The following is a 26,147-nucleotide window of genomic DNA, read 5'->3' on the forward strand; positions in this document are numbered from 1 at the left end:
GATTAATATTTGTATGCTTTTTCAGGGATTTCACGAACATAAACACTAAAAGTGCTGACATTAATGTTCGGTGCTAATCCTCGTAAAGTTGTTGTTTGTTGACCGTGCAATTCCAAAGGAACCCAAGGCGTTTTTCCGGCTTCAATAACAAAACCAGCTTCGTCAAACCAATTGAAATGATATTGTAATTTTTGCGATTTCTCGTAACGACTGGTCAAGGTTAAATTTATTTCCAGTAAGTCATTACTTTTACGTGATTTAACGTCGCTGATAAATAATCGCTTCGCTAAATTTTTGTTATGAACTTCAAGGTATTTACTAAAGTCATCACCTTGCGTCATCGCGCTAGTGCCAGTGCCTGCAGTTACAGGAGGCTTTTTATTTGCGCAGCCAGCGCTAACAATAGCACTGACTAATATCACCACTAAGCTGCCAGTAATTTTTTGACGAGTACTGATCGTGTTTTTGCTATTTAACATATTTCCTCCTGATCCTTTATTCATTTAAAATTAACTATAAATTGATCGTTTGATAACTAGTATAGCTACCGATAACTGACAAATTAATTAAGGTAATTCTATTGGGCTGTATATTCACTTCAATATTTTTTTGTTGTCCATTGACCTGTACTTGCAATATTTGCTTACCTACCGGTACACTCATACGCACTATATCAACTTGATCAGGTAACGTAGACCAACTGCGGGTATCGGCCTTTTCAGAAGCAATATTATAAATACTGGCTAAAATATTACCAACATCACCGGCTTCTCGGCTAAGTTTTTGCCGCATTTGTTCTTTAGCAACAACTCGCACGACTTGTCTGGTGAGTAGTGACGGTAGTTGATCTTTTAAATCTTTCGCCGCTAGTGATTGAATACGCACAATTTCATGCGATTGATAAGTGTCACCTGCGCTGTTAAAGGTAAGTTTATTGTGCAGTGGTAAAGTTCCGTCATAAACAGGTAAAGAAAAACTAAAGAATTTTAGGCCATAATTACTTCGACCTACCGGCAGGTTTAAGCCAACATCTTGTTTACTATTAACCATATCACGCTCAACAAGCACAACCACTTGCCCTTGTCCTTTTGAGTCTCGCGTTTGATACTTTCCAAAGCGTTGTTCAAAGCTGACTAAGTCGTCTTGCATAGCTAATTTGGTTGCTAAGCGCAAAACATCTTGCTGTAAGTAGTTATTTTCTGGGTATATTTCTATTGCACGTTTATAGTCAATATAGGCATCATTTAATTCGCCACTAGCCTCATATAAAATACCTGATAGGTAGAAAGTAAATGCATTTTGAAAACCATTTTTCACCTTGCCAATGGCACTATCCATACTCGGGTAGCCACCTTGTAAACTATCGGTGCTCATGCCCGAGTTATTAAGCTCACTTTGTGCTTTATAAATTTCATTTTTATAAACTTTAAGTGCGGTCTCTTGAACTAAGTTAGCCCGACGTATCTCAACTAGCGCACCAGATAAGTCATATTGAAATAAATAATTTAACGCTTGATAACTATGCAGCATGCTTTGTTCATAATAAGGTACTTCATAAGACGTCGCGTTATCATTACTGACCACTGCGCCTAATTTTTCGATACCTTTGCTAATTTGTATTTTTGCCTTGTTACGTTGTTCTTCAACTTGAACATAGGCTTGAGCAAAGGTTTTTTGACTGGCTGGAAAGTCAGCGGCTAAAAACTGTAAGCGCCCTCTTTCAAGTAAACTTAATACATAAGTATTATTGCTTTGGTCACGCTCACCTAATAGGTTTTGCGCCGCAACGAAATTACCTTGGCGTACTGCCGCCTTTACCGGTTTCATTTGACTATTGTAACCTTGAAAGAGGTCAGTAAGCCCAAAGGTTGCGCAACCCGATAAAACCGAGATAACAGCGATTACAACAACACGCTTAGAAAGGTACTTAAACATTAAATTAATGTATTTCCATAAAATTTTTTACTGCGCTTAGTTATATTTGTGTAATAAATGAATGCAAAATACTTAGCTTTTTTAACTATAGGTAAAAGTAAGCTTATTTAAGACGAGTAGCAATAGTTACTTTGTTGAAAGAATGTAAGAAACTATATTTGAAGATGAACAGTAAATTAATGATTTCAAATATCTTTTGATACACCAGCACGTTGTTATTTATAAGTGTTATAGCGTTTATGAGTAGGTTGCCAATAAACGCTATTGTTGCTAGTAATGTTCAACACTGACAATGAATGAATATTATCCAGTGTTCATGCTATATCTATTTTTTAGTATGCGGCTATATGCGCTAAGTCGCAGAAATAAGCTTGCGTTTAAACCAGTAATCCAAGCTGACATAACGCCCGCCACCGATAAAAAATAGTGCCAACAGCATAATAAAATAGGTCGCGGCGAATTCAATACCATTATTTAAAATAGTAATATTACCGCTACTGGTCAGCCATTCATAGTTTCCGTGCTCTTGTAAAATAGAAATAATTATTTCTTTTTTCTCAACGGACGCCTCTACTCGTTCATTAGCAAAGGGGGCATTAGCATCTGCAATCGCTTGCCAACCATATTGTCCATGAACAGAGGTCATAGCGATAAACATGGTAACCATCAAAGGAACAGCCATTAAACGCACGCCAAAACCTAACAATAATGCAATGGCACCAATAACCTCAGCACCAACGGCTAAAATAGCAAGAATATACGGAAACGGTAATCCTAAGCCCCAATCGTCATTACCAAACCATTGCACTATGTTGTCAAAGCCGTCTATTTTAGTCGTGCCTGCCATCCAAAAAATAGGCACTAAATACAAACGCAATAGTAACGGGGCAAGAAAATCCAACTTTCTCGTTGAATTTAATATGCGGTAACCTTTGTTCAATAGTGCCTTTACCATGTTTATTCCTATTTGCTTTAGTTGTTTATGGGGAACTATTTTATTTGACCCGATAAGTTACTGAGCAATTTCAAAATTTGTCGATAAAATGCACATAAAGGCCGTTTAATAAGTCATTTAGCTATAAATAAAACTGCTTTTTTATCGCTAACGTCTCTTATTATAAGGTTTCAACTGCCGCTAATGCTTGAGTAAATTCTGCTAGTTCTAACTCAAAGCATGCTTCATCTTCCTGCCAATTTAGGCCGATAATAACGCCGTCTTCGAGTAAGTCTTCAACCCAAAATTCCATCCAGTCTGCAACCGTAATAGCAGCGGGTATATAGTCAGCCCATTCTTCAACACAATGCTTTTGAGCTAATGCCTCTGTTGACCAAAGTGGCATAACTTCTGTATTTTCAAAGTTTATTGAATCTAGTACTACCCAGTCTTCGCTATTTTTATCTTGCAACGCCCAAAATGTTTGGGTGTCTTTAGCTTCATTTAAAAATGACTTCAATGTTGTTTCAGTGCTCATTTGTTCTAATACCTTAATGACGTTTTTTACATTATACCAATTGAATTAAATCTAAGGATATTAATTTGTTATTACTTGTAAATATTGCTCAGGAATAGCAGACATTAATGGCGATAAATTAGAAGCCATATTTGACGGGTGCAGCCAAGCATTGATATATTCGGGTAAAATTAACACTGGCATACGGTGATGATACTGTTCGCACAGAGAATTTGGTTTGGTGGTTAAAGTCACCACTTGTGGTTGAGTGTTAGTACTATAATAGCTGATCCCGGCCATATATAATGGCTGTTCTTGCGCATGACTAAAGTAATATTTTTGTTTTTTACTGCCTTCCTTTCGCCATTCATACCAACCACTACAAGGTATTAAACACCGATGAGCGGCGAAAGCCTGAGCAAACGTAGGCTTAGTGGCAACAGTTTCACTTTGGGCATTAATCAGCAAACGTTTCGACCAAGAAGGTTGAATGCCCCGTTGCATATTAACTTGGTTCAGTTGCTCTTTCACCTGAACAACCGCTGACACCGATTCACTCGGACACAAGTTAGTATTACTGCGACTGTTAAAGTTCATACCTAGGGTATCGCTGACCATTTGAGATAAAGGATAGTCACTGATATTAAGCCTGCCACACATATTATTTAGCCTTACCTTGAAGTTGTTAGCGGTTGTTGAACTATATCACCTCATACTAAGTTAATCGTCACTTCTGGTTAAGCAATCAGCTACTGCTAACTTACACAGTTGCACTTAGCGGGAACATAGCAGGAACATAGCAGGAATATAGCCAAGTTTTATTATTTTTACAGGGAGGAAAGAATGAGAAAAGCAGGAGGATATTTGGACGGATGATGAATACTGCGTCATGCCATAGTTTCTTCCCTCATTCAGTCCTCCTGCCCTTCTCCCTGTGAATAATTTTTAGGCTATGCTTTTTAGGCAATGCTTCCTTGAGTTGTTGTTATTATATTGACTCATTGACAATAGCCTTTTAGAAGCAATTTTTTCCTAGCTTCTAATCACTAAGTTTATAGTGCGTCCAGCCATTTATACTTATGGGCTAACTGACACAGCTGCACTTAGCGGTAACATAGCAGGAACATAGCCAAGTTTTATTATTTTTACAGGGAGGAAAGAATGAGAAAAGCAGGAGGATATTTGGACGGATGATGAATACTGCGTCATGCCATAGTGTTTTCCCTCATTCAGTCCTCCTGTTCTTCTCCCTGTGAATAATTTTTAGGCTATGCTTTTTAGGCAATGCTTCCTTGCGTTGTTGCTATTATATTGACTCATTGACAATAGCCTTTTAGAAGCAATTTTTTCCTAGCTTATAATCACTAAGTTTATAGTGCGTCCAGCCATTTATACTTATGGGCTAACTGACACAGCTGCACTTAGCGGTAACATAGCAGGAACATAGCAGGAACATAGCCATTAAATAAACCATCTGTTAAGCTGCAGATATTAAAAATAAAAGTCACAGAATAATCATTGAAAATTGAAATTGTACCTCGTATTGCAGATATTGCTGAACAAGATTGGCAACGGCTAAACCGTGAACCTTCGGTGTTTTCAAACTATCAATTTTTCCAGTGTTTAGAAAGCAGCGGCTCGGTTTCTAATCAGCAAGGTTGGCAGCCTCATCATTTACAATTGCGCAATAACGATAACAATGAAATTAACGCGATATTACCCATGTACGTTAAATCTCATTCATGGGGAGAATATGTTTTTGATTGGGCTTGGGCCGACGCGTACCAACAACACAATATTCCTTACTACCCTAAATTAGTCGCTACCACGCCATTTACACCAGTTACTAGCAATAAGCTGCTCACCAATAATGTTGCCCTTTCAGACACTTTTGAAGTGTTGACTCACCATTGCCAACATCAGCAGTTCAATAGTTGGCATTTATTATATTGCTCGCCAGCACAACAAGAAACAGACGATGTATATCAACGCAACACCGTTCAATTTCATTGGCTCAATTATAACTACCGAGACTTTGAAGATTTTATCTCACGCTTTACCGCCAGAAAAAGAAAAAACACTCGCAAAGAGCGACTGTCAATAACACAACAAAACATCGATGTTAGGCGCATAATCGGTAAAAATATTAGCGAAGAAGAATTAGCTTTTTTCTATTTAACTTATCAGTTAACGTATTTAAAGCGCGGACATACACCACACTTATCATTTGAATTTTTTCAATCAATAATACAAACGTTACCAGAACATATTTTACTTATCATCGCTAGCTGCAATGGTGAAGACATCGCTTGTGCTTGGTTCTTTTTTGACAACGAACATTTATATGGTCGCTACTGGGGTTGCACAAAGTCGTACAATAATTTGCATTTTGAGTTGTGCTATTACCAAGGAATAGAATTTTGTATTGAAAATAAATTGAGCTTATTTCATCCAGGTACGCAAGGCGAACATAAAATACAACGCGGCTTTGAACCAAAACTAACCACCTCATACCATTGGATTAAACATGCGGGTTTTAGACCTGCTATTAAAGCCTTTTGTTTACAAGAGCAACAACAAATGCGCACTTATCAAGCCCAGTGCCAACAACTATTACCTTTTAATTCAAACGATGAAAATCGTTAACGACATTAGTCATAATATGAAAAAAAATTTGAGCCTTCATTTAGGTAAACACTTGAGTAATAAATCATGAACAAACCTTTTTCCCAAGCCTGTGAAAATAATAAGTTACCTATTCTAGCCTTGTTGACCAAAGCCTTTAGCAAATGTAAAAGTGTTTTAGAGGTTGGCTCGGGCACAGGGCAACATGCGGTATATTTTGCGCCAAACTTAACATGGTTGAGTTGGCAAACCAGTGATATGCCTTTAAATCATCAAGGCATCAGCCAATGGTTGCAAGAATATCCTGCGGGGAACTTGCTATATCCGATTAGCCTGGATCTTAACCACCCATGGCCAATTGAAAAAGTTGACGCCATTTACACCGCCAATACCTTACATATTGTAAGCTGGCCATTAGTTCAAGCCTTCTTTAGTGGCGTATCAGAACATTTAAATCCACAAGGAAAACTATGTATTTATGGACCGTTTAATTATCAAGGTAAGTACAGCAGTGAAAGTAATGCAGGTTTCGATATTTGGCTTAAAGAGCGTGATAACCAAAGTGCTATTCGCGATATTGAAGCCATAATTATATTAGCTGAAAAGGCGGGGTTGACTCTGGAACACGATCACGAAATGCCTGCCAATAATCGTTTGCTGGTATTTAGTAAGCTAGGTTAAGCCCTACTCGTGGGTATTATATTGACTAAAAACCGCGCTGTAGAAAAACAAAATGCGCTAATAATAAAACTAGCGCATTGTCATATTGATAGCTAAGCCGCGTTATATCAGATAACAATTGAGTTTAAGTTAACTCAATATACGAATTTAAGTCCGCAAGCTTAAGTCCGGAAAGTTAAGTCGATTGACTAGAAACCACTAATCGGGCACTTTTACTGAAATCTCAATTGACTTAGCGTCACCCGCAAGCCACTTTTGTAAATATATGCTACCCACTGCCTCAGCTTTTCCAGGTTCAGGTACTTCTTTAAAGCGGATGCTATTTTTGTTTTCTTTCTCAAAAACGAGTTTAACATTAACTTCTGGCATTATTTTTCCTTTACTATTTTTCTATCTTTTATTTATTAAACAAGGTCTGTGCTAAACAAGGTCTGTGCTAAACAAAGCCTCTGATAAATAAAGCCTGTGTTAAGCAAGATTTAAACGTGCAACCAACCACGCCGCAATGTCTCGAATTTCAGTTGGATGAACACTGTGCGCCATAGGATACGTTTTCCATGTAACCGGATAACTTTTCTCATTAAGTAATTTATTAGCCATTTTACCGGCACTTAACGGTACTACATCGTCATTCTCACCATGAAGTTGCAGAATATGAGTGTCGCTATTCGCCGCACTAAGTTGCGCTGGAAGTGCATCAGCGTTAGGTAAGTAACACGACAACGCCATAATACCCGCAAGCTTTTCAGGGTATCGTAAACCTGTAAACATCCCCACAACACCACCTTGGCTAAAGCCCGCTAAAACAATATTGCTTGCAGGAATGCCGGCTGCAATTTGTTCAGAAATTAATGCTCGCACTTTAACTTCAGATTCGAGCACACCATCCATATCAGCACGATTATGCAAATCCATGCTTTTAATGTCATACCATGAACGCATAACATAACCTTGGTTAATCGTTACAGGTTGCTCAGGTGCATGAGGAAATACAAAACGCACGCTATGGTTTTTAGGTAAACCTAATTCTGGCACTATGGGTGAAAATCCAGCGCCAGAGTCGCCTAAGCCGTGTAACCAAATAACACAGGCTGTAGCAGATGAAGAAGGTTCGATAGTAATTCGTTCTAATGGGGCAGCAGACATGCGTCTCTCTTTATAATGGTTACTGTAAAAAATGCCAACATCATAACGCTTCTACCGATTAATTAAAATATGCACATGCAGGAGAAATTATAATCTTCTCTTCTGCTATTTTTAGCGGTGTATTTAAATCAACGATTTTGATTGATACTATGGTACAACAATATGGTACAACAATAACGTAGCTAACCTTAAACGGATTAAAAATCGGCACTGAACATGGATGAAGGATTGAAAACACGCCAATGACATTCGCAAAAAAATGCTTACTCGCTGTTGCCATACTGCTGAGTACAATACTAATCGCCATCTTTGGGGTTTATCTTGCCCGCATTGCACTTGTAAAGAATATCAGTGAAGAACAACTAGCGCTGTATCAAGCTAAAATCAGCTGTTTAGACTTTAACATCACCTCAGATTTAAAACTTGCAGTTAATCGCTTGTGTCTGCAAACCCCAAAAGCAGATATTATTATTGAAGATATGACCGTAACGTTTGATTTAACGGCAAAGCAAAAAATTAAGCGTATTGATATTGCCACTGCGACGGTAAAAGGCACCGCAGACCTATTCACAGCATTCAACACTAACTCACAAGATAGTGTCGATGTAACGCTAACACAGCAACTAAACAGCTATTTAACGCAACTCTCGCAAGTTAACTTACCTTTTAACATGAATGTTGCAGAGGTACGCTATTCGCCTTTCTCATTTGAAAGTAGCAATAAAATAGCGGCTAAGGATGTAACAAAAACAGCAAACTATTTTGGCAAACTTTCCGTTGTAAAAAATACGGTAGCATTTTCATTAAAAAACGCTCAGGATAGCAGTTTTCTGACCGCTAAATTTTCTGCTAAAAATCCTTCAGAGCATCAATTATCTGCTGAGATTTTTGGCCAGTTAAAACCAATAAAGCACTTTTTACTCGCTCATAAACTCCCTTTTTCGCCAGCAACACTAGGCACTTTAGAAATGCTTGCTGTCAGTGGTGATTTTCAAAACCTAGTAAATTATCAAGCAGACCAATTAACTTTAACTAGCCAATTGAAAGACTTATCAATAGAAACAGTTAAAGGTATTGAAGGCAGTGGTCCATTTACGTTGACCGGGGCGCTTAATCTTCACAACCAAATTAATCTCACGACAGATCAACTAGCTGCAAATAGCCAAGTAACTAACCGTAATACCGAGCTTGAACTTGAGTTTCAAAAAGATAACACCTTACAGCTAAAATTTAGTCATCAACATTTGATTAGCTATTTAAGTAAGAATGCTATTGCTGCTGATGTTATTAAGCTGCTAACAGACAACCCAGTTGACCAATTAACATTCAATCCAAAAGGCACATTTACTTACAACTTAAACAATCAGAAAATATCTTTATCAGCTCTGATCTTAAAAGCAAAAAGCGATCAGAGAGTGCATCAACTGGACTTAAATAATATTGCATTGGACCTGAACCATTATCTAAGTACCGCTCTTACTATTGACGAAAATCATTCGCGTACGCTGATTGAAAGCGCTAATACTGAAAGTGTTCACCAAAGCGAGAACAACATCAGTACCACCCTGCTAGAAGGAAATACAGCGAAAGTAAATGCACAAAACATCCCCGAGGGCCTCGCTGAGTTAGACTTTACGTTTGATAGTCCATTGATATTATCAGCAATGGATAACTTTACTCACTCCCCTATAACATTAAAACTTCAAGGCTCCATAAGCCAAAACCACGAAAAAACAACCATAAGCTTTTTTGAAAATTCGGCTTTAACTAGTAACACTATCGCAATATTATCAAAACAAAAAACAGCTGATAAAAAACTGTTATCGATTAAAAAGTTTTCAACGCAAATACAAGGTAATGTAGAAATACAAAGTCCTATACAAGTTCAAAAAAATGCTCAAGTAGAGAAGAATCAAAGCATTATCTTGAATTTAAATCTTAATAGTCAGGCCGAAAAGTTACGTGTAGGCAAGGTTATTGAAATCAAAACATTGGTTATAAATACTGGTGTTACCGGCAATTTAGATGATATTAAAATACACGCCACAGCCACTGCCGATAATCTTCTGCTAGGAAATTTAGCTATATCTGGGGCAATAAACAAACCCAATTTCGCATTAACGGCGAAGCACCTACAACTCACTGAACTGCTCTCATTAAACATTAAATTGCCCAAAAAAGTTGATTTAGTTGAAGGCAAGCTAAGTTACAGTGTAGAAGGCCAAGTAACTGATTTAAAGCACATGCAGAATACGCCCTTAGCATTATCTGTCGCTGTAACATCACTCAGTGGAGAAATAGACGATATTTGGATACAAGAATTGAATTGGCAGCAACACTTTCAATTTATAGATGGTGAGTTTAGTACGTTGGATTATGCAACAGAAAACTCATCGGAGAACCTAACGGTGGCACTGATAGATACGCCAACGCCAATCACAAAATTTTCAATTAACACCCGTTGGCGTTATCAAAAAGACTTTACGTTTTCAGCAACAAATCTGAAAGGTAATATTTTAGGTGGCAGCTTTGCCATTCCGAAAATACAATGGCCTCTAGATCAAGATCATTCAGTTGACGTTCAGCTTACTCGTATAGACTTAGAGCAAGTGTTGGCGTTAGACAAAAAGCAGGGTATTGTGATAACAGGTGATATTTCGGGGCAGTTGCCTATTCGTTATGATGGTGAAAAATATACCATGGAAAAAGGCGAATTACATAATGTCAGTAATGGCCTAATACAAGTGATAAATAATCCCGCGGTAGCAAAGCTTAAAGCCAGTAGCACACAACTACAGCTAGCGTTTGATGCACTACAGAACTTGCACTATCATCAATTATCCTCTGATGTTTCAATGGCAGACGACGGCTATATGTTATTAGAGACGGTGATTAAAGGGCGAAACCCAGACATCGATAATGATGTAAATCTTAACTTGAATTTAAGCTATGACTTATTAGGCTTGCTTGAATCAATGTCAATTACCCAGCAATTTGAAGAACGTATTATCAAAGGTTTACAAAAACATTAAGGAGTAAGTATGAATAGAATACTAACCACAGTGTTAGCTATTTTTATAATAAGTGGCTGTACACACAGGGTAGAAGTTAGCGCCAAAGAACCTATCACGATTAATTTAAATTTAAAAATTGATCATGAAATCAAAGTAAAAGTCGACAGACAACTCGATGACATATTTAGTGACGACAGCGACGTATTTTAGGGAGACATTATGAATAAACTTACAAAAAAAATGACCAATAGCATAACCAAAAACATAGCCAAAAAATTTACTTTTGCGCTATTTGCTACCACTATGGCATTTTCCGCATGGGCAATTTCACTCGACGATGCGAAACAACAAGGCCTAATTGGCGAAATGCAAAATGGTTACTTAGGTGTTGTGGTAGAGAGTAATGAAGCGCAAAGTTTAGTGGCGAGTGTTAACGAAAAGCGTAAAAGCATTTATCTTAACTTAGCGCGTGAAAATAAAATCACCTTGGCACAAGTTACCGCATTAGCCGGTGAAAAAGCCTTGAGTAAAACTCAATCTGGCCATTTTATACAAAATGCTGCTGGGCAGTGGGTAAAAAAACAATAAAAACGTAAAGGGGCAAATTAGCCCCTTTTTTATGTGACGTAAAAGCTGACCGAATCTACACTTAGCGGGCTTAGTTACTTTTGTTCGGGGGTTATCTGAGCAGTCAAAAATTCAAGTACCCTTTTGTGTCTCATTTTTACCGCTGAAAGCTTCATTTCACAAATATCTGCAATTTCCTGAAAGTCTAATCCAGTACGATAGCGCAACAGCATAATATTACGATCATCAAAAGATAAGCTCTCAAGCATTGTTGAAATCAACATAGCAATATCATCTTCTTCAGGTAATTTAGCTTCAAGGGTATCAAGGTAGTCATCATCGTATTGCATTATATCCCAACGACGCTCCCTAATTTTATTAATGCACTCATGATGCGCTATTTTAAACAGCCAAGACTTAAATGAAACTACCCACTTAAACCCTTTCAAATTTGTCAGGGCTTTAATGATAGTTTCTTGCACGGCCTCTTCAGCATCAGACTGATTACCAAGCACTTTGACACAATAGCCTTTTAGTTTAGGCAAGTATGGAGTGATCAGCTGCTGAAAGAATCGCGTGTCGTAGGGTAACCCCTCTTGCACTAAAGCAACGAGTTGGCGTTCGTTAAACGAATTCAAATGAAAAGTGCCTACTGCTTAGTAACTTTATTCGCTAACAAAAAGGTATTAGGTATAGTAATAATCGCCTCATTTTCACCTATCACTTTACTGGCCACACTGCCTATTGAAACAAGTGCACCTTTAACTTCTTGCACTTCAATGTTATCCCCCGTCTGATACATATCTCTGAGGTAGACACCCGCGACAATTTCTTGTGCCATCGATTTAGTACCTATACCCAAAGAAATCGCCGCTGCAAGTCCAACACTGGCAATAATCACTGAAATAATACTATTAAGCAGCCATACGTCAATATCGAGCTGTGTTATCGAAAGTGAAGCCGTAATAATGATAATAATGCCACGACAAACTTCTGCCACAGAACGGCCATAATCGACGCCAGTATTTTTTGACGCTATTTTCACAGCGTTATAAACAATTTGCGCAACAAAAAAACCACAAAGTAATACGGCTAAAGCAGCAAGTAACTTAGGTAAGAAAAGGACGACTGTGTCAATCAAGCCTGACAACATATCAAGGCCAACAATATCTAACGCTGCCAATAAAAATATTAAAAAGATAAAAACCGAAATAATACTAGCGACGATTTGGCTACCTTGAACTTTTAAGTCCATTTTTTTTAGCAAGGTGTCTAAACCAAGTTTATCTAAGAATGTATTAAAGCCTATTTTTATTAACGATTTATTAAGCAGACGTTTAATTAAACTTGAAATAACCCAACCAGCAAGTAAAAACAGTAACGCAACAATTAAGTCAGGCATAAAGGTAACCACTTTATGCCATATAGCGATAAGTCCGTTATAGGTTTTATCCGTGATATTTTCAGTGTTCATTATTCTTCCTACTATTATCAGCCATATTTTTAAATGTTGGCTTTAAAACATTGCCAAACAAACCCGCAAATACCACCCAAATAGAGGCCATACCTAGCGAGATTAAATCTTTACTGCCTTGTTGCACGTTGGCGGTGATTTCAGCACGTTTGAATAACTCTTCATCTGATGTAATAAAAGCAACTTCATCTTCGCGCTCAAGTTCCTCTACTAAACTTTGCTCTATAATATTCATTTTTTCCCCTAACTATAATTTCCTACTCTTAATAACAACGGTTTTTAATCTAAAAAGTCACAATAATTTTATTTATTTTAGTGACAAAAACTTAGCTGTATCAGTATTGTGGTGAATTTTACGCTAGTTATGAAAAGGTTTGTCACAAATTATTTAAAATATTTTAATTATTAGTGATCTTTATCAAAATAAGCGCCGTATAATGTGGCACTTTAAGCAAATAATCGTCAAAATATAGATGCATAATTTAATTAAAAAAATTAATTTGTGACTTTCTATATTTATCTTCGTTATACAAGATAGAAATTATTAAATTATTTAGACCTAAAAAGGAATTACCAAATGAAAGCATTTAAAATTACTCTTCTTGCAGCCCTTATCAGTTCACCACTAGCTGCTGAAAACATTGATAAAACATGGGAATTAGGCGTGTTTGGCGACTACATAAAGTCGAGCACCAATAAAGATGCAAGAACAGATTGGAACCAAATTGAAGCCGGAAAATCTATCGGTATCGATTTACAGAAAATTATTAACGATTACTGGGATGTGCGCATCGAGCTTGCAAAAACTCGTTATGACGTAATCAACGGTAATGATAAAGATTACGGCACCCGTGCTGGTATCGATGCTATTTACAAATTAGAAGATAGCGATTTATATGTATTTGCTGGTGTTAAACGTTTCAACAACGTAAAAAGCTACAATGCCGTAAATATTGGTGCTGGTTATAACTTCCAAGTTAGCGACCGTTTATCTTTTTACACTGAAGCCGCTATTTATAAAGACGTTGACTATGGTTTTATCGATCAAGGCGTAAAGCTTGGTCTTAAATATGCATTTGGCGATGTTGAGCAAGCTCCTGTAATTGCTAAACCTACTCCTGCTGTACAACCTGTAGTTGCTAAAGTTTTAGATAGCGACAACGATGGTGTTGCTGACAGCATTGACCGTTGTGCGAATACACCAGCAACAGTTAAAGTAGACTCTAAAGGTTGTACTTTATATTCTGAGCACGCAGTTGAAATAAAGCTAAACATCGCTTTTGCTAATAACAGCTCAATTGTTCAACCGGCATTAGTTGATGACATCAGACGTTTAGCTGATTTCATGAAAGAATATACTGCTACATCAGTTGAAATTGAAGGACACAGTTCTGCTACCGGTGCTGACGACTATAACTTAATGCTTTCACAAAAACGTGCAGACGCAGTGAAAAGCATTCTTATCAACAAGTTCAACATTGAAGCTAGTCGCCTAACTTCAAAAGGCTACGGCGAGTCTCAGTTATTATCAACAGAGACTACTCGTACGGCTAATCAATTAAACCGTCGTGTTGTAGCTAAAATAGCAACAAGTGCGAAAAAAATAGTAACTAAGTAATTACTATTAGTTTGTTAGCGAGGACGAAGTCATTTTAGGCTTCGTTCTTTAATTAGCAATATAATATAAAGCTGTACCTAAGCCATTCGACAAGTTAAGTATTTTATCTTGTAAAGGTTTAGGTACTTATTTAATAATTTTAAGAGAATATGATGAGAAAAATGAACAAGTTTACCTTAGACTTTATTAACAAAAACATTAAAACCAATACTCAAGCGTCGTCATTTCCTGTACGTAAACAACAAGACATAAAAATAATACCCCAAGATATAGCTACACCTAATGCAGCCTCAGCTAAGGTATTTTCCACGACTACAGGCTCACCTATTATAAAAACGGCCTAAAACAATAATTATTAACTTTGAGTAGTAATGGTTACTTGCTGATATTCATCTATATTTAAACACTTAAATATGCTCTCATTATTTAAATACGGTTAAATCTGCAATATAAAGCTCACTTTAGATAATATAAATTATTAATAACTCTCTTAGCAAAATTTCAATAATTTTAAACACCTTTCCACTTCATTTATACACGATAAAAGCGTGTTCACCTTCTTTTTCTTTAAGACGCCAGCAGCTTTTTATTAAAATTTTATGAACTAAATCTAAACTTAAACGTACTGTAAATTTAATATCCTGAAATTTATTACTTTTAATGTGGGTCTAGTCTCCCATAGCATTTTTAATAAGTAATATTCCACAATGATTAATAACAAAAAAATTAGGTATTCATAAATGAAATACAGTTTAATCGCCCTTAGCATTCATTTTATTTTTCAAACTCAAGTAGCGAATGCTCAAGAAGTAGAAAAAACTGGTGTTGAAGTTATTGAAGTATCTGGCCAACGTATTATTAATCATGGTTTCTCGCCAAAAAACACCAAAATTAGTGGCCCATTTGGTGATGATTTAGGCTTAGATGACATTGCACGTTCCATGACGCCCATTACTAGCGCGATGATGGAGCAGTTAAACATTACTGACTTGCAAGATATTTTGGCTATAACGCCAAGTAGTTATTCAGCAACAGGCTTTGGTGCGCCAAGCTTACCGACATTGCGTGGGCAACTAGGCGAGCTTTTTCAAGATGGCATGCGCCGTCAAGCAGGCAATAATGGTTTTGGTGTGCCGCTCTCTTTTAACGCTGTAGATCAGTTAGATGTAATAAAAGGTGCGCCACCGGTATTGTTCGGCAGTAGCCAGCGTAATGGTGGCTTTGTTAATTTGCAATCTAAACGTGCCTCAACACAAGAAAGCGCGGCTAAAGTAAAGTTTACCGCAGGTCGTTGGGACCAATACAGCGCTCAGTTGGATATATCGGCACCGATTGTGAAAGGTGAAAGCGGTTTTAGAATTAGCGCTGAACATATAGATAATGGCAGTTTTTATGATCACTCAAGCTTTGAAAGCGATAGCCTTTTCGCCGTATTTAGCTTCCTACCCGACGATAAAAGCACTTGGGATATAAACTTTGAATTTTACCAAGTTGAATTTACCGATAATGCGGGTATTAATCGGCCTACACAAGCACTCATCGATCATGGCTTATATATAACCGGCCAAGGTGTGCAACCTAATAGCAGCCTTATTCCTGGTGCTGGTGCAATCGTATCACCTACTGGGCAGGTGCAAATAAGCCGCAGTACGGTATTAACCGACCCTGATAATGCCAACGAAGCCGAAACTTTTTTATTACACAGCATATACACGCGTGAATTAAGTGGCCAAACACGATTAAAAAACAGCACTTACTATCAGCATTTAACTCGCGATGAAATTGCTCAAAACAGTTTTGTTGAAATAATAGCTGCCGCCGATACCGCGCAAAATAGATTAGAGCTAAGTCATGACTGGAACAGCCAACAACAAACCATTTTAGCCTTTGATGTGCGTTACAACAAAGTGCGTGGCTATAGTCAATTTACTACTGAGGCCGATGACCCAATCGACTTAACAGGTCCAATTGAAAACCGTCGTATTCCACTTACTCCTGAGCAACAAGCTAGGCTGGTAGAACTCAGCCCTGGTGTATTTGTTTCACCCGGTGGACAATATGATATAAACAATGACAACATTGGTGATTTTTCATTATCTGATACTACCGACTCTACCAGCTGGCAAACTGGCTTTGCCATTCAACAAGACAGTCAATGGAGCGAACGTTTACGCACAAACTTTGGTTACCGTATCGATTTTTATGACGTAGAAGCTAGAGATCCTATCGCACCTGCTGGGCAAATAGCAGCGCGTGATAGCATTAATGAAATATTACATTCAGGCCAAGCTAGCATTAACTATAAACTTGATACTGATTTAACCATTTATGCAGCCACTAGCTACAATGAAGCCACATCAAACAGCATGGCAGGTGGTAACTCACTTGGCGCTGACAATTTAATCAGTGAACAGAATTTTGCCACTGAAAATACATTAAATGAAGTTGGCATTAAATACCTACCAGACAACAGCGCTTGGTATGTTGATGGTTCACTATTTAATCAACGTCGTAGTTTGCGAAATCGCGATGGCAGTAATTCTGGTATCAAAACTAAAGGTGTTGAACTGCAAGTTTTTTACGACGCCGCACCATACTGGTTTAACGTGAGTTACAGTTACCTTGATGCACGATATGACAACTCAGCCAGTTTTCAAAGTTCATCACAAATAGCCGATGCCTTCGACAACACTCGCCCTGATATTATTCAAGGCACCAGTGTTGGCGCACCAAGTTTCGCTGCATTTGCGCCGTCTACTCGTCGTGTTCAAGGTATTCCAGAGCAGTCTTTAAGTGTAAATGGTGGCATTTATCTCAACGAAAATTGGCAAGCAGGTTTTGCCGCTTTATACACCTCGAGTTATCCACTAGATTTTTTGGCGACAGTAAACATACGCGATCAATACACCTTAGGTCTCAACACCAGTTATGCAATAGCCGAAAACACAAAAGTGCGTTTCGATATTAATAACGTTACTAATCAAAAAAACTGGCGCCCTGTTTTTGAAGGCGGATACTTTGGATCGACCTTGGTTTTTCCAGAGCTCCCTATCAATGCCAAACTCACGTTAACGCACAGTTTTTAAGGACACATTTCATGTTTAAGAAAATACTATTATTAGTTATAGCCGTATCGCTAGTGGCATTGTTTTTTCACTACGATTTAAACCAATTACTGACCCTAGAAGGCCTTAAAGGCTCAATGGATCAATTTGGCGAGTGGCGAGAACAATCTCCAACGTTAGTCATTGGTGGTTTCTTTGCTCTGTACGTTTTAGTCGCTGCGCTGTCATTACCTGGCGCGGCTATTTTAACTTTAGCTGCAGGTGCGTTATTTGGTTTAGTTGAAGGTTTTATTATTGTTTCATTTGCTTCAAGCATTGGCGCATTATTAGCCTTTTTAGTTTCACGCTATTTATTACGTGACAGTATTAAAAAGAAATTTCCTGAACGCTTAAAATCGATTGATGAAGGGGTTCAAAAAGAAGGCGCGTTTTATCTATTTACCTTACGTTTAGTCCCTGTGTTTCCGTTCTTTTTAGTGAATTTATTAATGGGCGTTACCGGCATAAAAGCTTGGACGTTTTACTGGGTAAGCCAACTAGGCATGCTAGCTGGCACGGTAGTTTATGTTAACGCCGGCACACAACTAGCTGATATAGAAAGCTTGTCAGGCATTTTATCACCTAAACTTATTTTCTCTTTTGTTTTATTAGGGCTTTTACCTTTAATTGGTAAGGCTATTGTTAACAAAATAAAGCAACGTAAAGTCTATAAAAAATGGCAAAAACCAAAAAAGTTTGACCGTAACTTATTGGTCATTGGTGCCGGTGCTGGTGGACTAGTAACAAGCTACATAGCTGCTGCAGTAAAAGCGAAAGTAACGTTAATAGAAGCCGGAGAAATGGGTGGTGACTGTTTAAACTATGGCTGTGTGCCAAGTAAAGCTATTATTAAAAGTGCTAAAATTGTAGACCAAATCAAACACGGAGAAAATTACGGTTTAGAGAACACAACACCACAATTTTCGTTTAAAAAAGTGATGGCACGCGTGCACCAAGTTATAGCCGATATTGCCCCGCACGACAGTGTTGAACGTTACACTGACTTAGGTGTAGAAGTAATAAAAGGTTACGGAAAGTTAATTAATCCGTGGACTGTTGAAATTAAACTTAACGATGGCACTATGCAAACCCTAACGGCACGTAGCATTGTTATTGCAACCGGTGCTCGTCCATTTGTACCGCCATTGCCGGGTATTGAAGAGAGTGGTTATGTTACTAGTGACACGTTATGGACAGAATTTGCCAAACTTGATACCGCGCCAAAAAAGTTAGTGGTATTAGGTGGCGGACCTATTGGGTGTGAACTTGCACAAAGCTTTGCACGTTTAGGCTCACAAGTTATTCAAATTGAAATGGCTGAGCGCATTATGATCAGAGAAGATCTTGAAGTCTCTGAGTTTGCTAGCCAGTCGTTACAAAAAAGTGGCGTAAATATTCTAACCTCACACCAAGCTTTACGTTGCGAACAACGTGACGGTAAAAAATTCATCATTGTGAAAAACCTTAAGCACGAACAAGGTTCAGAACAAGAAGAAATGGCTATTGAATACGACGAGCTATTGTGTGCTGTTGGCCGCTCTGCTCGTTTGAAAGGCTATGGTCTTGAAGAGTTAGGCATCGAAACTAACCGTACTATTCAAACTAATGACTACTTAGAAACGCTATACCCTAATATTTTTGCTGCCGGTGATATTGTTGGTCCTTATCAGTTTACTCACGTTGCCGCTCATCAAGGTTGGTATGCTGCGGTTAATGCTTTATTTGGTACCTTTAAGAAGTTCAAAGTAGATTATCGTGTTATTCCTTGGGCAACTTTTATTGACCCTGAAGTCGCTCGTGTTGGTATTAACGAGCAAGAAGCAATCGAGCAAGGTATTGACTACGAAATTACCCGTTTTGATTTTGAAGAGTTAGACCGAGCAATTACTGACAGTGCAGCTAACGGTTTTATTAAAGTGATAACACCAAAAGGTAAAGATAAAATACTGGGCGTTACTATTGTTTCTGAACATGCAGGTGATTTAATCGCAGAGTTTGTTTTAGCAATGAAACACGGCTTAGGCTTGAACAAAATATTAGGCACGATTCACAGCTACCCAACATGGGCTGAAGGTAATAAATACGCAGCTGGTGAATGGAAACGTAACCATGCACCTGAAACCGTTTTAAGCTGGTTAGAGAAATTCCATACTTGGAGACGAGGTTAATTACTATGGTTAAAGTGAAAAGTAGCCGATTAACTACATCGTTTAAATCTTTGCAATTAGCTGCATTACTTATGTTAACTACAGCTTATAGCGCTATAAGCGTGGCGCAAGAGACATTGCATCAAGCTTTACATCAGCCATGGCAAACATTGTTAACCCAACATGTTAAGCCGATAAATAATGGCCATTCAAGCCAAGTTGATTATACCGGCATGAAAACAGAGCGAGCCAAGTTAAAAGTTTATTTGGCTGCTCTGGGCAAAGTTGACAAACAAGCCTTTGCACAATGGCCAGCGCCTCAGCAATTGGCTTTTTTAATCAACGCTTATAATGCTTGGACCGTTGAGTTTATTTTAACTGCCTACCCTGATTTAAAATCAATTAAAGATTTGGGGAGCTTCTTTAGCTCGCCTTGGAGTAAGAAGTTTATTCCGCTATTAGGTGAAATACGCAGCTTAGACAATATTGAACATGAGCTAATTCGTGGCGATAATAAATATGGCGATCCGCGTATTCATTTTGCGGTTAATTGTGCCAGTATTGGTTGCCCGGCTTTGCATGAAGAAGCTTATAGCGCAGATAAACTAGAGCAACAATTAAACGAACAAACTGTGCGCTTTTTAACGGATACCAGTCGTAATCGTTTTAATGAAGATAGCATGGAGCTTTCCGCTATTTTTAAGTGGTACGGTGATGACTTCACATTAGGCTTTCGCGGCAGTAATTCTTTACCTGCTTTTATATTGTTATATCATGAGGCATTAAATTTAACGCCAGCACAACAGGCATTATTAAGGTCTGAAGATATGGATAAAAAGTTTTTAAATTATGATTGGGCGCTCAATGCTGTTAGGTAAATCACAGCATTTAGTCAGCAGTAAAAAGAGTCGTTTAACGACTCTTTTTACTTATTTCTGTTTGAACACATTCCTTATTTTATTATCAATGCCGCAAAAACGTGATTTAAATAAACAACATTCTAAAAGCACCAAAACAAAAACCTTTATCGAGAAATTTTGGGCGCTCAATATAGTGTTAGCAACCTTATTAACTATAACTGTAACTTCAACTGCATCAAGTTATGCTGAGCCTACTTCAGCAAACATAGCTGACCAAGCAGCTATGTTTGGACAAAAGTCAGCGACAAAAAAAACACCAAAAGTAACACCAAAAGTAACAAGCGACTCTCTTTTACCCTCTACTTTAAACTCTCGATGGAATGCCATAGAAGCATCAGGAAAAAATTACCCTGTATACTTTCATGCTTGGGGCGGCGACCCACAAATTAATAGCTATATTCAGTGGCTATCTACCCGAGTTAAAGAATTACATAACATTGACTTACGCCATGTAAAATTAACTGACACCAGTGAAGCCGTAAGCCGGGTATTAGCAGAAAAGTCGGCAGAAAATCATCAACAAGGGCAAGTTGATTTAGTGTGGATAAACGGCGAAAATTTTGCCTCAATGGCACAATATCAACTTTTAGCCAAAGGCTGGGTTGCACAATTGCCTAACTTTACCTTAACAAACCCAACCGAAAATGAAGCAATGACCCGAGACTTTGGCCTCCCCACTCAAGGTATGGAAGCACCTTGGGGGCAAGCATCTCTAACTTTTTACTACACACCTACTGATCAAATCAATAAACTTAATTTTTCACACAATACCTATCAAGAAAGTATTCAAGATGCACCTAAAAACATTCATCAACTTCTTGCTTGGGCTGAGCAAAACCCAGGTCGCTTCACTTATCCCAAACCCGCTGATTTTCTATCATTAAGTTTTCTTAAATATGCGCTTATCGCCTTGAACCAATTTCAAACGAAGCAAATAAAGTCAGGTTTATATCAAGCGGCGACACCAGAAAACCAAGCCGTTTTGTTACCCGTTTTATGGCGCTATTTAGATAAATTACACCCTCATTTATGGCGTCAAGGGCAATATTTTGTTGCTAGCGGCACAGCACTACAAAGACTAGTGGGAGATGGCGAAATAAATCTAGGCTTCACCTTTTCTGCGGCGCAAATTCCTGCTTCGGTGGCGCGTTATAACTTACCCGAGCACACCAGGAGTTTTGTTATGCAAGATGGCAGCTTAAGTAATATTCATTTTGTTGCTATTCCCTATAATGCGGCGAATAGTAACTCAGCAAAAGTAGTTGCTAATTTTATGCTCAGCGTTGAAGCACAAGCAAAAAAACAACAAGCCCAAGTTTGGGGCGATAGCACGGTTATTGATGTTTCACAGTTACCACTTCAGCAACAAGCATTATTTAGCACCAATAAGCCACACCCAAGTTCACTTCCTGTTAACAGCAAAATAAAAGCACTAAGTGAGCCCCACCCGAGTTGGTCGAAACTCATCAGCCGTGAATGGCTGAAACGCTATGGGGCGAAATAAGTTATGAGTAATTTATCGGTTACTAAAGCAGCTGATCGAATTTTTAGCACAATAGTCAACATTAGCCCTAAGGTGTTAATGGCAATATTAATTTTGCCAGTACTTGGCGGCTTACTTGGCGTAATTTTACCTGCATTTGGCTGGCTTCCTGCCTTAGATAAAACCCAATTCAACTTACAAGGGTTTGAGCAATTAATGCAAACACCTGGCATAGCGCAGATGATAGGTTTGAGCTTTTTCAGTAGCATTGTTAGTGGTTTGCTAGCTTTTATTATCACGCTATTATTATTAGCAACTTACTTTGACAGCCCTTGGTTAGCGCGCATTCAACGTTTATTAGGGCCTATTTTAGTGATTCCACATGCGGCAGCCGCTATAGCGATTGCATTTTTAATTACACCATCTGGAATGTTCGCCCGACTACTTTCGCCGTGGTTTACGGGATGGCAAAGCCCTATTGATTGGTTACTGCCTCACGACCCTTACGGTATCAGCATTATCATGGGCTTAACGCTAAAAGAGTTGCCGTTTTTATTACTGATGACACTGAGCGCAATTGCACAACCGGCACTCAACATTAAGTTACGTGCGCAATATCGACTTGCGCTCAGTTTAGGTTATTACCCTATGACCGCTTTCTTCAAAGCGGTATTGCCAAACATTTATCCATTAATGCGCTTACCCATATTAGCCATACTAGCCTATGCCAGTGCTAGTGTAGAAATGCCATTAATTTTAGGTCCAAATACACCACCAACCTTAGCCGTTGCGATAATGAATTGGTTTCATGATGTTGACTTAAGTTTACGAATAAAAGCATCTGCAGGGGCGTTATTACAACTACTTATTACCATTTCGGTACTCGTTACCTGGTGGATATTAGAAAAGTTAACGCAGGCTGTAACCTGCAAAAGCCTCAGTAACGGTAAGCGAAATTACGGCGATGCTTTTTTTGCGAAAGGTATCCATGTTTTTACCGTTTTGTTGATCAGCTCTATCGCGTTAGCCTTGCTTGGTATGGTTTTTTGGTCGTTTGCTGGCTACTGGCAGTTCCCATTAGCTCTACCTGAACAATGGGTGCTATTGCATTGGCAATCGGCTCTACTACAAGTACAAACTCCCATTATAAATTCGCTGAGTATCGGTGCAGTGTCAACAAGTGTAGCCATCATTTTAACTTTGCTTACTTTAGAGTATGAAAAACAAAACGGCGCGCAACTTTCAAATTACAGTAGTTTAATTATATATTTACCGCTGATGATCCCCAGCATTGCTTTTTTGTTTGGTTTAGTTTGGTTACAAGAGGCCTTACACAGTAAAACAACATTTTTGAATGTTGCCTTGGCACATTTATTGTTTGTTTTACCTTATGTATTTTTATCGTTAGCGGTGAGTTATCGCCGGCTTGATCCTCGTTATGCACAAGTTGCCGCAAGTTTAGGTGCATCGCCATTAAAAATATTTTTACAGGTGAGTTTACCGCAACTACTCATGCCTATTCTAATGGCCAGTGCTTTAGGGCTTGCTATTAGCTTTAGTCAATATTTACCTACTTTACTGGTTGGCGGTGGTCGATTAAATACCGTAACCACCGAGGCTGTGAGCTTAGCCAACGGTGCTAGTCGCCGTACCAGTGCTGTTTACGCACTCATACAAATGCTATTACCTGCTATTGCTTTTTCAATGATATGGCTAGTTTCAACATGGCAAAATAAACAAAGAGCGCAAAAGATGAAAACCGAGATTAACTTATGAGCCCCACAGGTGAGAACAACAGTCTACAAATAGAAGGTTTGACCATAACGCGAGATAAAACCCCGTTATTATCACTTAATGAAATAATCAAAGGTGGTGAAGTATTAACGATTATGGGCCCTTCTGGCAGTGGTAAATCAACCTTGTTAAACTGGCTTACAGGCATGTTACCTAAAGGGTTTAATGCCGATGGTAAGGTACATTTAAATGGCGTTAATATTACTCACACGCCAAGTTACCAACGTCATATCGGTTTGTTGTATCAAGATGCCTTGTTGTTTCCGCATTTGTCTGTTGCTGATAACATTGCTTTTGCGATGCCAAAAGGCGATAAAAAATCTCGAGCAACTAAAATTAGTTTCGCCCTCGCTGAGGTTGGCTTAGCAGGTTTAGATCATCGTCATCCCGACAGTTTATCAGGCGGCCAACAAGCACGTGTTGCCCTATTACGTGTGTTATTAAGTCAACCTAAAGCTATATTATTAGATGAAGCCTTTAGTAAATTAGATAGCCAACTACGACAAGAAACACGACAATTAGTGTTTGAGCAAATAAAGCAGCACAAGTTACCCGCAATAATGGTGACCCATGATGAGTCAGATGCGATTGCCGCTAACGGTAAAGTGATTAACTTGTCGATAAATAGTCGATGAGTTAGCAGATGTGTTAGTTAATAAATGAGCTAATATCAGCAAAAACTCACCATAATCATAAAATAGTTAAGAAGAAAGTGCATGTTAGATAAATATATTACACCAGTGATAAAACCCTTGTTATACCCGGTGGTTAGACTATTAGATAAAAGCAAAGTAACGGCTGATCAACTCACCGTTATAGGTTTTATCATTGGTTTATTTGCTGTGCCCTTACTAGCCTTTAACATGTGGGATTTAGCCTTAACCGCCATTATTTTAAATCGAATATTTGACGGGTTAGATGGCGCACTAGCACGGTATCAAAATAGCAGCACAAGTGCTGGCGGCTTTTTAGATATTTGCCTCGATTTTTTATTTTATGCCGCTATACCTTTAGGTTTTGCCATAGCAAACCCTGAACATAATGCTTTAGCTGCCGCGGTTTTGTTAGCGGTATTTATTGGTACCGGCTCAAGCTTTTTAGCCTTTGCTATTCCGGCAGAAAAATTCAACTTAGAGAAACCCCAATTTGCCTACAAAAGTTTTTACTATTTAAACGGCTTAACCGAAGGTACCGAAACCATCGCTGTTTTCATCGCCTTTTGTTTATGGCCGCAGTATTTTGCTGAACTTGCCTACGGTTTTGCTTTTTTAGCCGGTATCACGATTGTTACACGCGTATATGGTGGTTATCATACTTTAAAAAAGCAAACGATAAAGCAACAGACATCTGCGACGAAAAATACTGTTAAGAAACTTCAGAAACGGAAAACTAAATGACCGATGCCAGTTTACGATTAAGTCTATTTTTTATTATTCTACTCGCTATGCTCGTTCTAGAAAGCTGCTTCCCTGCACGAAAAAGCAAACTAACAAAACGTGTGCGCTGGTTAGGTAACTTTTCGCTTTTGATTATATCGTCAGTCGTCGCTAGGTTATTAGTGCCTATTGGCGTTACTGGTATTGCCTTGTATGCGACTTCACAAGACATAGGGATATTCAATAATATTAACTTACCAACCTGGCTGGTCATTACATTAAGCGTATTGATATTAGATTTAATGATTTACTGGCAGCATCGACTTTTTCATCTTGTACCTCTGCTATGGCGCTTTCATAAAGTGCACCATGCCGACAGCCATATCGATGCTAGTACCGGTTTACGCTTTCACCCTATTGAAATAGTATTGAGCATATTACTGAAAGGTTTAGCGGTTTTAATTCTTGGCGTACCAGCAATTGCGGTAATTATATTTGAAGTCGCACTCAATGGTTTTGCACTATTTAATCATGCAAACATTAGGCTACCCCGCTGGTTAGAAAATCCTTTGCGCACAATACTAATAACACAAGTATTGCATCGAATTCATCATAGCCAAGTAGTGGAAGAAACTAATAGTAATTATGGCTTTAGCGTTAGTTGGTGGGATAGATTATTTGGCAGCTATAAATCACAAGCTAAAAAGCCTGATGAAGGTTTAGATATTGGCCTTAAAAGTTATCCAGCTAATAATAAAAGTGCGACCTTGTTATCATTATTAAAAATGCCTTTCGATAAGCGTTAGCACTGT

25 protein-coding genes are annotated in these 26,147 nt (G+C 38.3%); 15 read left to right on the top strand and 10 right to left on the bottom strand.

The annotated features are described in order from the left end of the window. Positions 1 to 2: 2 nt before the first annotated feature. The 5 genes from A3Q33_RS00430 to A3Q33_RS00450 all read right to left on the bottom strand — a co-directional run bounded on the left by A3Q33_RS00430 (position 3) and on the right by A3Q33_RS00450 (position 4,046). Entirely contained in the window at positions 3 to 479 is a 477-nt protein-coding gene (locus A3Q33_RS00430) for a YcfL family putative periplasmic lipoprotein (protein ID WP_081177912.1), read from the bottom strand. 34 nt (positions 480 to 513) lie between these two features. Then, positions 514 to 1,935 (bottom strand): COG3014 family protein, encoded by a 1,422-nt coding sequence (locus A3Q33_RS00435; RefSeq protein WP_196798024.1) that lies wholly within the window; start codon positions 1,933 to 1,935, stop codon positions 514 to 516. Positions 1,936 to 2,287: 352 nt separating this feature from the next. Beyond that, on the bottom strand, positions 2,288 to 2,890 hold the full coding sequence (locus A3Q33_RS00440; protein ID WP_081177913.1) for an HvfX family Cu-binding RiPP maturation protein: 603 nt from the start codon (positions 2,888 to 2,890) through the stop codon (positions 2,288 to 2,290). A gap of 160 nt (positions 2,891 to 3,050) precedes the next feature. After that, positions 3,051 to 3,407 carry a DUF2750 domain-containing protein gene (locus A3Q33_RS00445; protein WP_081177914.1) on the bottom strand — a complete coding sequence of 119 codons (357 nt, stop codon included), beginning with the start codon at positions 3,405 to 3,407 and terminating at the stop codon, positions 3,051 to 3,053. Positions 3,408 to 3,467: 60 nt separating this feature from the next. Continuing rightward, complete coding sequence (locus tag A3Q33_RS00450) at positions 3,468 to 4,046, bottom strand: SOS response-associated peptidase (protein ID WP_081177915.1); 579 nt, start codon at positions 4,044 to 4,046, stop codon at positions 3,468 to 3,470. Positions 4,047 to 4,904: 858 nt separating this feature from the next. Here A3Q33_RS00450 and A3Q33_RS00455 point away from each other — a divergent pair. Together A3Q33_RS00455 and A3Q33_RS00460 are read left to right on the top strand one after the other, a co-directional pair. Beyond that, positions 4,905 to 6,032 carry a GNAT family N-acetyltransferase gene (locus A3Q33_RS00455; protein ID WP_081177916.1) on the top strand — a complete coding sequence of 376 codons (1,128 nt, stop codon included), beginning with the start codon at positions 4,905 to 4,907 and terminating at the stop codon, positions 6,030 to 6,032. Between the two features lie 66 nt (positions 6,033 to 6,098). Beyond that, positions 6,099 to 6,692, top strand: a complete 594-nt coding sequence (locus A3Q33_RS00460; protein WP_081177917.1) for a DUF938 domain-containing protein — start codon at positions 6,099 to 6,101, stop codon at positions 6,690 to 6,692. A 198-nt stretch (positions 6,693 to 6,890) separates the two neighbouring features. Here A3Q33_RS00460 and A3Q33_RS20695 read toward each other — a convergent pair whose 3' ends face one another. Both A3Q33_RS20695 and A3Q33_RS00465 read right to left on the bottom strand, forming a co-directional pair. After that, positions 6,891 to 7,061 (bottom strand): hypothetical protein, encoded by a 171-nt coding sequence (locus tag A3Q33_RS20695; protein WP_172820623.1) that lies wholly within the window; start codon positions 7,059 to 7,061, stop codon positions 6,891 to 6,893. Between the two features lie 99 nt (positions 7,062 to 7,160). Next, entirely contained in the window at positions 7,161 to 7,838 is a 678-nt protein-coding gene (locus A3Q33_RS00465; RefSeq protein ID WP_081177918.1) for an alpha/beta hydrolase, read from the bottom strand. Positions 7,839 to 8,080: 242 nt separating this feature from the next. On the opposite strand from A3Q33_RS00465, the gene A3Q33_RS00470 reads away from it, so the two are divergent. Genes A3Q33_RS00470 through A3Q33_RS00480 form a run of 3 tightly spaced genes read left to right on the top strand, consistent with a single transcriptional unit; the run spans position 8,081 to position 11,440 of the window. Continuing rightward, on the top strand, positions 8,081 to 10,870 hold the full coding sequence (locus tag A3Q33_RS00470) for an intermembrane phospholipid transport YdbH family protein (RefSeq protein ID WP_081177919.1): 2,790 nt from the start codon (positions 8,081 to 8,083) through the stop codon (positions 10,868 to 10,870). A gap of 9 nt (positions 10,871 to 10,879) precedes the next feature. Next, positions 10,880 to 11,062 (top strand): YnbE family lipoprotein, encoded by a 183-nt coding sequence (locus tag A3Q33_RS00475; protein ID WP_081177920.1) that lies wholly within the window; start codon positions 10,880 to 10,882, stop codon positions 11,060 to 11,062. Positions 11,063 to 11,071: 9 nt separating this feature from the next. Then, positions 11,072 to 11,440, top strand: a complete 369-nt coding sequence (locus A3Q33_RS00480; RefSeq protein WP_081177921.1) for a YdbL family probable chaperone protein — start codon at positions 11,072 to 11,074, stop codon at positions 11,438 to 11,440. A 74-nt stretch (positions 11,441 to 11,514) separates the two neighbouring features. On the opposite strand, the gene sigX is transcribed toward A3Q33_RS00480, so the two are convergent. The 3 genes from sigX to A3Q33_RS00495 are packed head-to-tail and all read right to left on the bottom strand — an operon-like array spanning position 11,515 to position 13,128. After that, a complete protein-coding gene (sigX, locus tag A3Q33_RS00485; RefSeq protein ID WP_081177922.1) occupies positions 11,515 to 12,057 on the bottom strand; it encodes an RNA polymerase sigma factor SigX in 543 nt (180 codons plus the stop codon). Between the two features lie 11 nt (positions 12,058 to 12,068). Further along, entirely contained in the window at positions 12,069 to 12,893 is an 825-nt protein-coding gene (locus A3Q33_RS00490; protein ID WP_081177923.1) for a mechanosensitive ion channel family protein, read from the bottom strand. Next, positions 12,883 to 13,128, bottom strand: coding sequence for a hypothetical protein (locus tag A3Q33_RS00495; protein ID WP_081177924.1), 246 nt, complete (start codon positions 13,126 to 13,128; stop codon positions 12,883 to 12,885). The genes A3Q33_RS00490 and A3Q33_RS00495 overlap by 11 nt, the downstream gene beginning before the upstream one ends. A gap of 342 nt (positions 13,129 to 13,470) precedes the next feature. Between A3Q33_RS00495 and A3Q33_RS00500 the strand changes: the two genes are divergently transcribed. From A3Q33_RS00500 to A3Q33_RS00545, 10 genes are all read left to right on the top strand, one after another. Next, complete coding sequence (locus A3Q33_RS00500) at positions 13,471 to 14,511, top strand: OmpA family protein (RefSeq protein WP_081177925.1); 1,041 nt, start codon at positions 13,471 to 13,473, stop codon at positions 14,509 to 14,511. Between the two features lie 152 nt (positions 14,512 to 14,663). Continuing rightward, positions 14,664 to 14,855, top strand: coding sequence for a hypothetical protein (locus tag A3Q33_RS00505; RefSeq protein ID WP_081177926.1), 192 nt, complete (start codon positions 14,664 to 14,666; stop codon positions 14,853 to 14,855). Positions 14,856 to 15,251: 396 nt separating this feature from the next. Continuing rightward, complete coding sequence (locus A3Q33_RS00510; RefSeq protein ID WP_081177927.1) at positions 15,252 to 17,597, top strand: TonB-dependent receptor; 2,346 nt, start codon at positions 15,252 to 15,254, stop codon at positions 17,595 to 17,597. Between the two features lie 11 nt (positions 17,598 to 17,608). Next, complete coding sequence (locus A3Q33_RS00515; protein WP_081177928.1) at positions 17,609 to 19,783, top strand: dihydrolipoyl dehydrogenase family protein; 2,175 nt, start codon at positions 17,609 to 17,611, stop codon at positions 19,781 to 19,783. Positions 19,784 to 19,788: 5 nt separating this feature from the next. After that, on the top strand, positions 19,789 to 20,640 hold the full coding sequence (locus A3Q33_RS00520; RefSeq protein WP_081177929.1) for a DUF547 domain-containing protein: 852 nt from the start codon (positions 19,789 to 19,791) through the stop codon (positions 20,638 to 20,640). Then, the gene (locus A3Q33_RS00525; protein ID WP_231295747.1) at positions 20,627 to 22,186 is read left to right on the top strand and encodes an ABC transporter substrate-binding protein; all 1,560 of its coding nucleotides are present in this window, start codon (positions 20,627 to 20,629) and stop codon (positions 22,184 to 22,186) included. Before A3Q33_RS00520 ends, A3Q33_RS00525 begins: the two co-directional genes overlap by 14 nt. A 3-nt stretch (positions 22,187 to 22,189) precedes the next feature. After that, positions 22,190 to 23,941 carry an ABC transporter permease gene (locus tag A3Q33_RS00530; RefSeq protein WP_081177930.1) on the top strand — a complete coding sequence of 584 codons (1,752 nt, stop codon included), beginning with the start codon at positions 22,190 to 22,192 and terminating at the stop codon, positions 23,939 to 23,941. Next, positions 23,938 to 24,594 (top strand): ATP-binding cassette domain-containing protein, encoded by a 657-nt coding sequence (locus tag A3Q33_RS00535; protein ID WP_081177931.1) that lies wholly within the window; start codon positions 23,938 to 23,940, stop codon positions 24,592 to 24,594. The genes A3Q33_RS00530 and A3Q33_RS00535 overlap by 4 nt, the downstream gene beginning before the upstream one ends. Before the next feature lie 81 nt (positions 24,595 to 24,675). Continuing rightward, complete coding sequence (locus tag A3Q33_RS00540) at positions 24,676 to 25,356, top strand: CDP-alcohol phosphatidyltransferase family protein (protein WP_081177932.1); 681 nt, start codon at positions 24,676 to 24,678, stop codon at positions 25,354 to 25,356. After that, positions 25,353 to 26,141, top strand: coding sequence for a sterol desaturase family protein (locus A3Q33_RS00545; RefSeq protein WP_081177933.1), 789 nt, complete (start codon positions 25,353 to 25,355; stop codon positions 26,139 to 26,141). The genes A3Q33_RS00540 and A3Q33_RS00545 overlap by 4 nt, the downstream gene beginning before the upstream one ends. Positions 26,142 to 26,147: the final 6 nt, after the last annotated feature.

The organism is Colwellia sp. PAMC 21821 (assembly GCF_002077175.1).
In the GTDB taxonomy this organism is placed as follows: domain Bacteria; phylum Pseudomonadota; class Gammaproteobacteria; order Enterobacterales; family Alteromonadaceae; genus Cognaticolwellia.

Excerpts from the sequence above, each read along its gene's own strand:
- A3Q33_RS00430 (WP_081177912.1), bottom strand. The coding sequence starts at position 479 with ATGTTAAATAGCAAAAACACGATCAGTACTCGTCAAAAAATTACTGGC.
- A3Q33_RS00435 (WP_196798024.1), bottom strand. The coding sequence starts at position 1,935 with ATGTTTAAGTACCTTTCTAAGCGTGTTGTTGTAATCGCTGTTATCTCG.
- A3Q33_RS00440 (WP_081177913.1), bottom strand. The coding sequence starts at position 2,890 with ATGGTAAAGGCACTATTGAACAAAGGTTACCGCATATTAAATTCAACG.
- A3Q33_RS00445 (WP_081177914.1), bottom strand. The coding sequence starts at position 3,407 with ATGAGCACTGAAACAACATTGAAGTCATTTTTAAATGAAGCTAAAGAC.
- A3Q33_RS00450 (WP_081177915.1), bottom strand. The coding sequence starts at position 4,046 with ATGTGTGGCAGGCTTAATATCAGTGACTATCCTTTATCTCAAATGGTC.
- A3Q33_RS00460 (WP_081177917.1), top strand. The coding sequence starts at position 6,099 with ATGAACAAACCTTTTTCCCAAGCCTGTGAAAATAATAAGTTACCTATT.
- A3Q33_RS20695 (WP_172820623.1), bottom strand. The coding sequence starts at position 7,061 with ATGCCAGAAGTTAATGTTAAACTCGTTTTTGAGAAAGAAAACAAAAAT.
- A3Q33_RS00465 (WP_081177918.1), bottom strand. The coding sequence starts at position 7,838 with ATGTCTGCTGCCCCATTAGAACGAATTACTATCGAACCTTCTTCATCT.
- A3Q33_RS00470 (WP_081177919.1), top strand. The coding sequence starts at position 8,081 with ATGACATTCGCAAAAAAATGCTTACTCGCTGTTGCCATACTGCTGAGT.
- A3Q33_RS00475 (WP_081177920.1), top strand. The coding sequence starts at position 10,880 with ATGAATAGAATACTAACCACAGTGTTAGCTATTTTTATAATAAGTGGC.
- A3Q33_RS00480 (WP_081177921.1), top strand. The coding sequence starts at position 11,072 with ATGAATAAACTTACAAAAAAAATGACCAATAGCATAACCAAAAACATA.
- A3Q33_RS00490 (WP_081177923.1), bottom strand. The coding sequence starts at position 12,893 with ATGAACACTGAAAATATCACGGATAAAACCTATAACGGACTTATCGCT.
- A3Q33_RS00495 (WP_081177924.1), bottom strand. The coding sequence starts at position 13,128 with ATGAATATTATAGAGCAAAGTTTAGTAGAGGAACTTGAGCGCGAAGAT.
- A3Q33_RS00500 (WP_081177925.1), top strand. The coding sequence starts at position 13,471 with ATGAAAGCATTTAAAATTACTCTTCTTGCAGCCCTTATCAGTTCACCA.
- A3Q33_RS00505 (WP_081177926.1), top strand. The coding sequence starts at position 14,664 with ATGAGAAAAATGAACAAGTTTACCTTAGACTTTATTAACAAAAACATT.
- A3Q33_RS00510 (WP_081177927.1), top strand. The coding sequence starts at position 15,252 with ATGAAATACAGTTTAATCGCCCTTAGCATTCATTTTATTTTTCAAACT.
- A3Q33_RS00515 (WP_081177928.1), top strand. The coding sequence starts at position 17,609 with ATGTTTAAGAAAATACTATTATTAGTTATAGCCGTATCGCTAGTGGCA.
- A3Q33_RS00520 (WP_081177929.1), top strand. The coding sequence starts at position 19,789 with ATGGTTAAAGTGAAAAGTAGCCGATTAACTACATCGTTTAAATCTTTG.
- A3Q33_RS00525 (WP_231295747.1), top strand. The coding sequence starts at position 20,627 with ATGCTGTTAGGTAAATCACAGCATTTAGTCAGCAGTAAAAAGAGTCGT.
- A3Q33_RS00530 (WP_081177930.1), top strand. The coding sequence starts at position 22,190 with ATGAGTAATTTATCGGTTACTAAAGCAGCTGATCGAATTTTTAGCACA.
- A3Q33_RS00535 (WP_081177931.1), top strand. The coding sequence starts at position 23,938 with ATGAGCCCCACAGGTGAGAACAACAGTCTACAAATAGAAGGTTTGACC.
- A3Q33_RS00540 (WP_081177932.1), top strand. The coding sequence starts at position 24,676 with ATGTTAGATAAATATATTACACCAGTGATAAAACCCTTGTTATACCCG.
- A3Q33_RS00545 (WP_081177933.1), top strand. The coding sequence starts at position 25,353 with ATGACCGATGCCAGTTTACGATTAAGTCTATTTTTTATTATTCTACTC.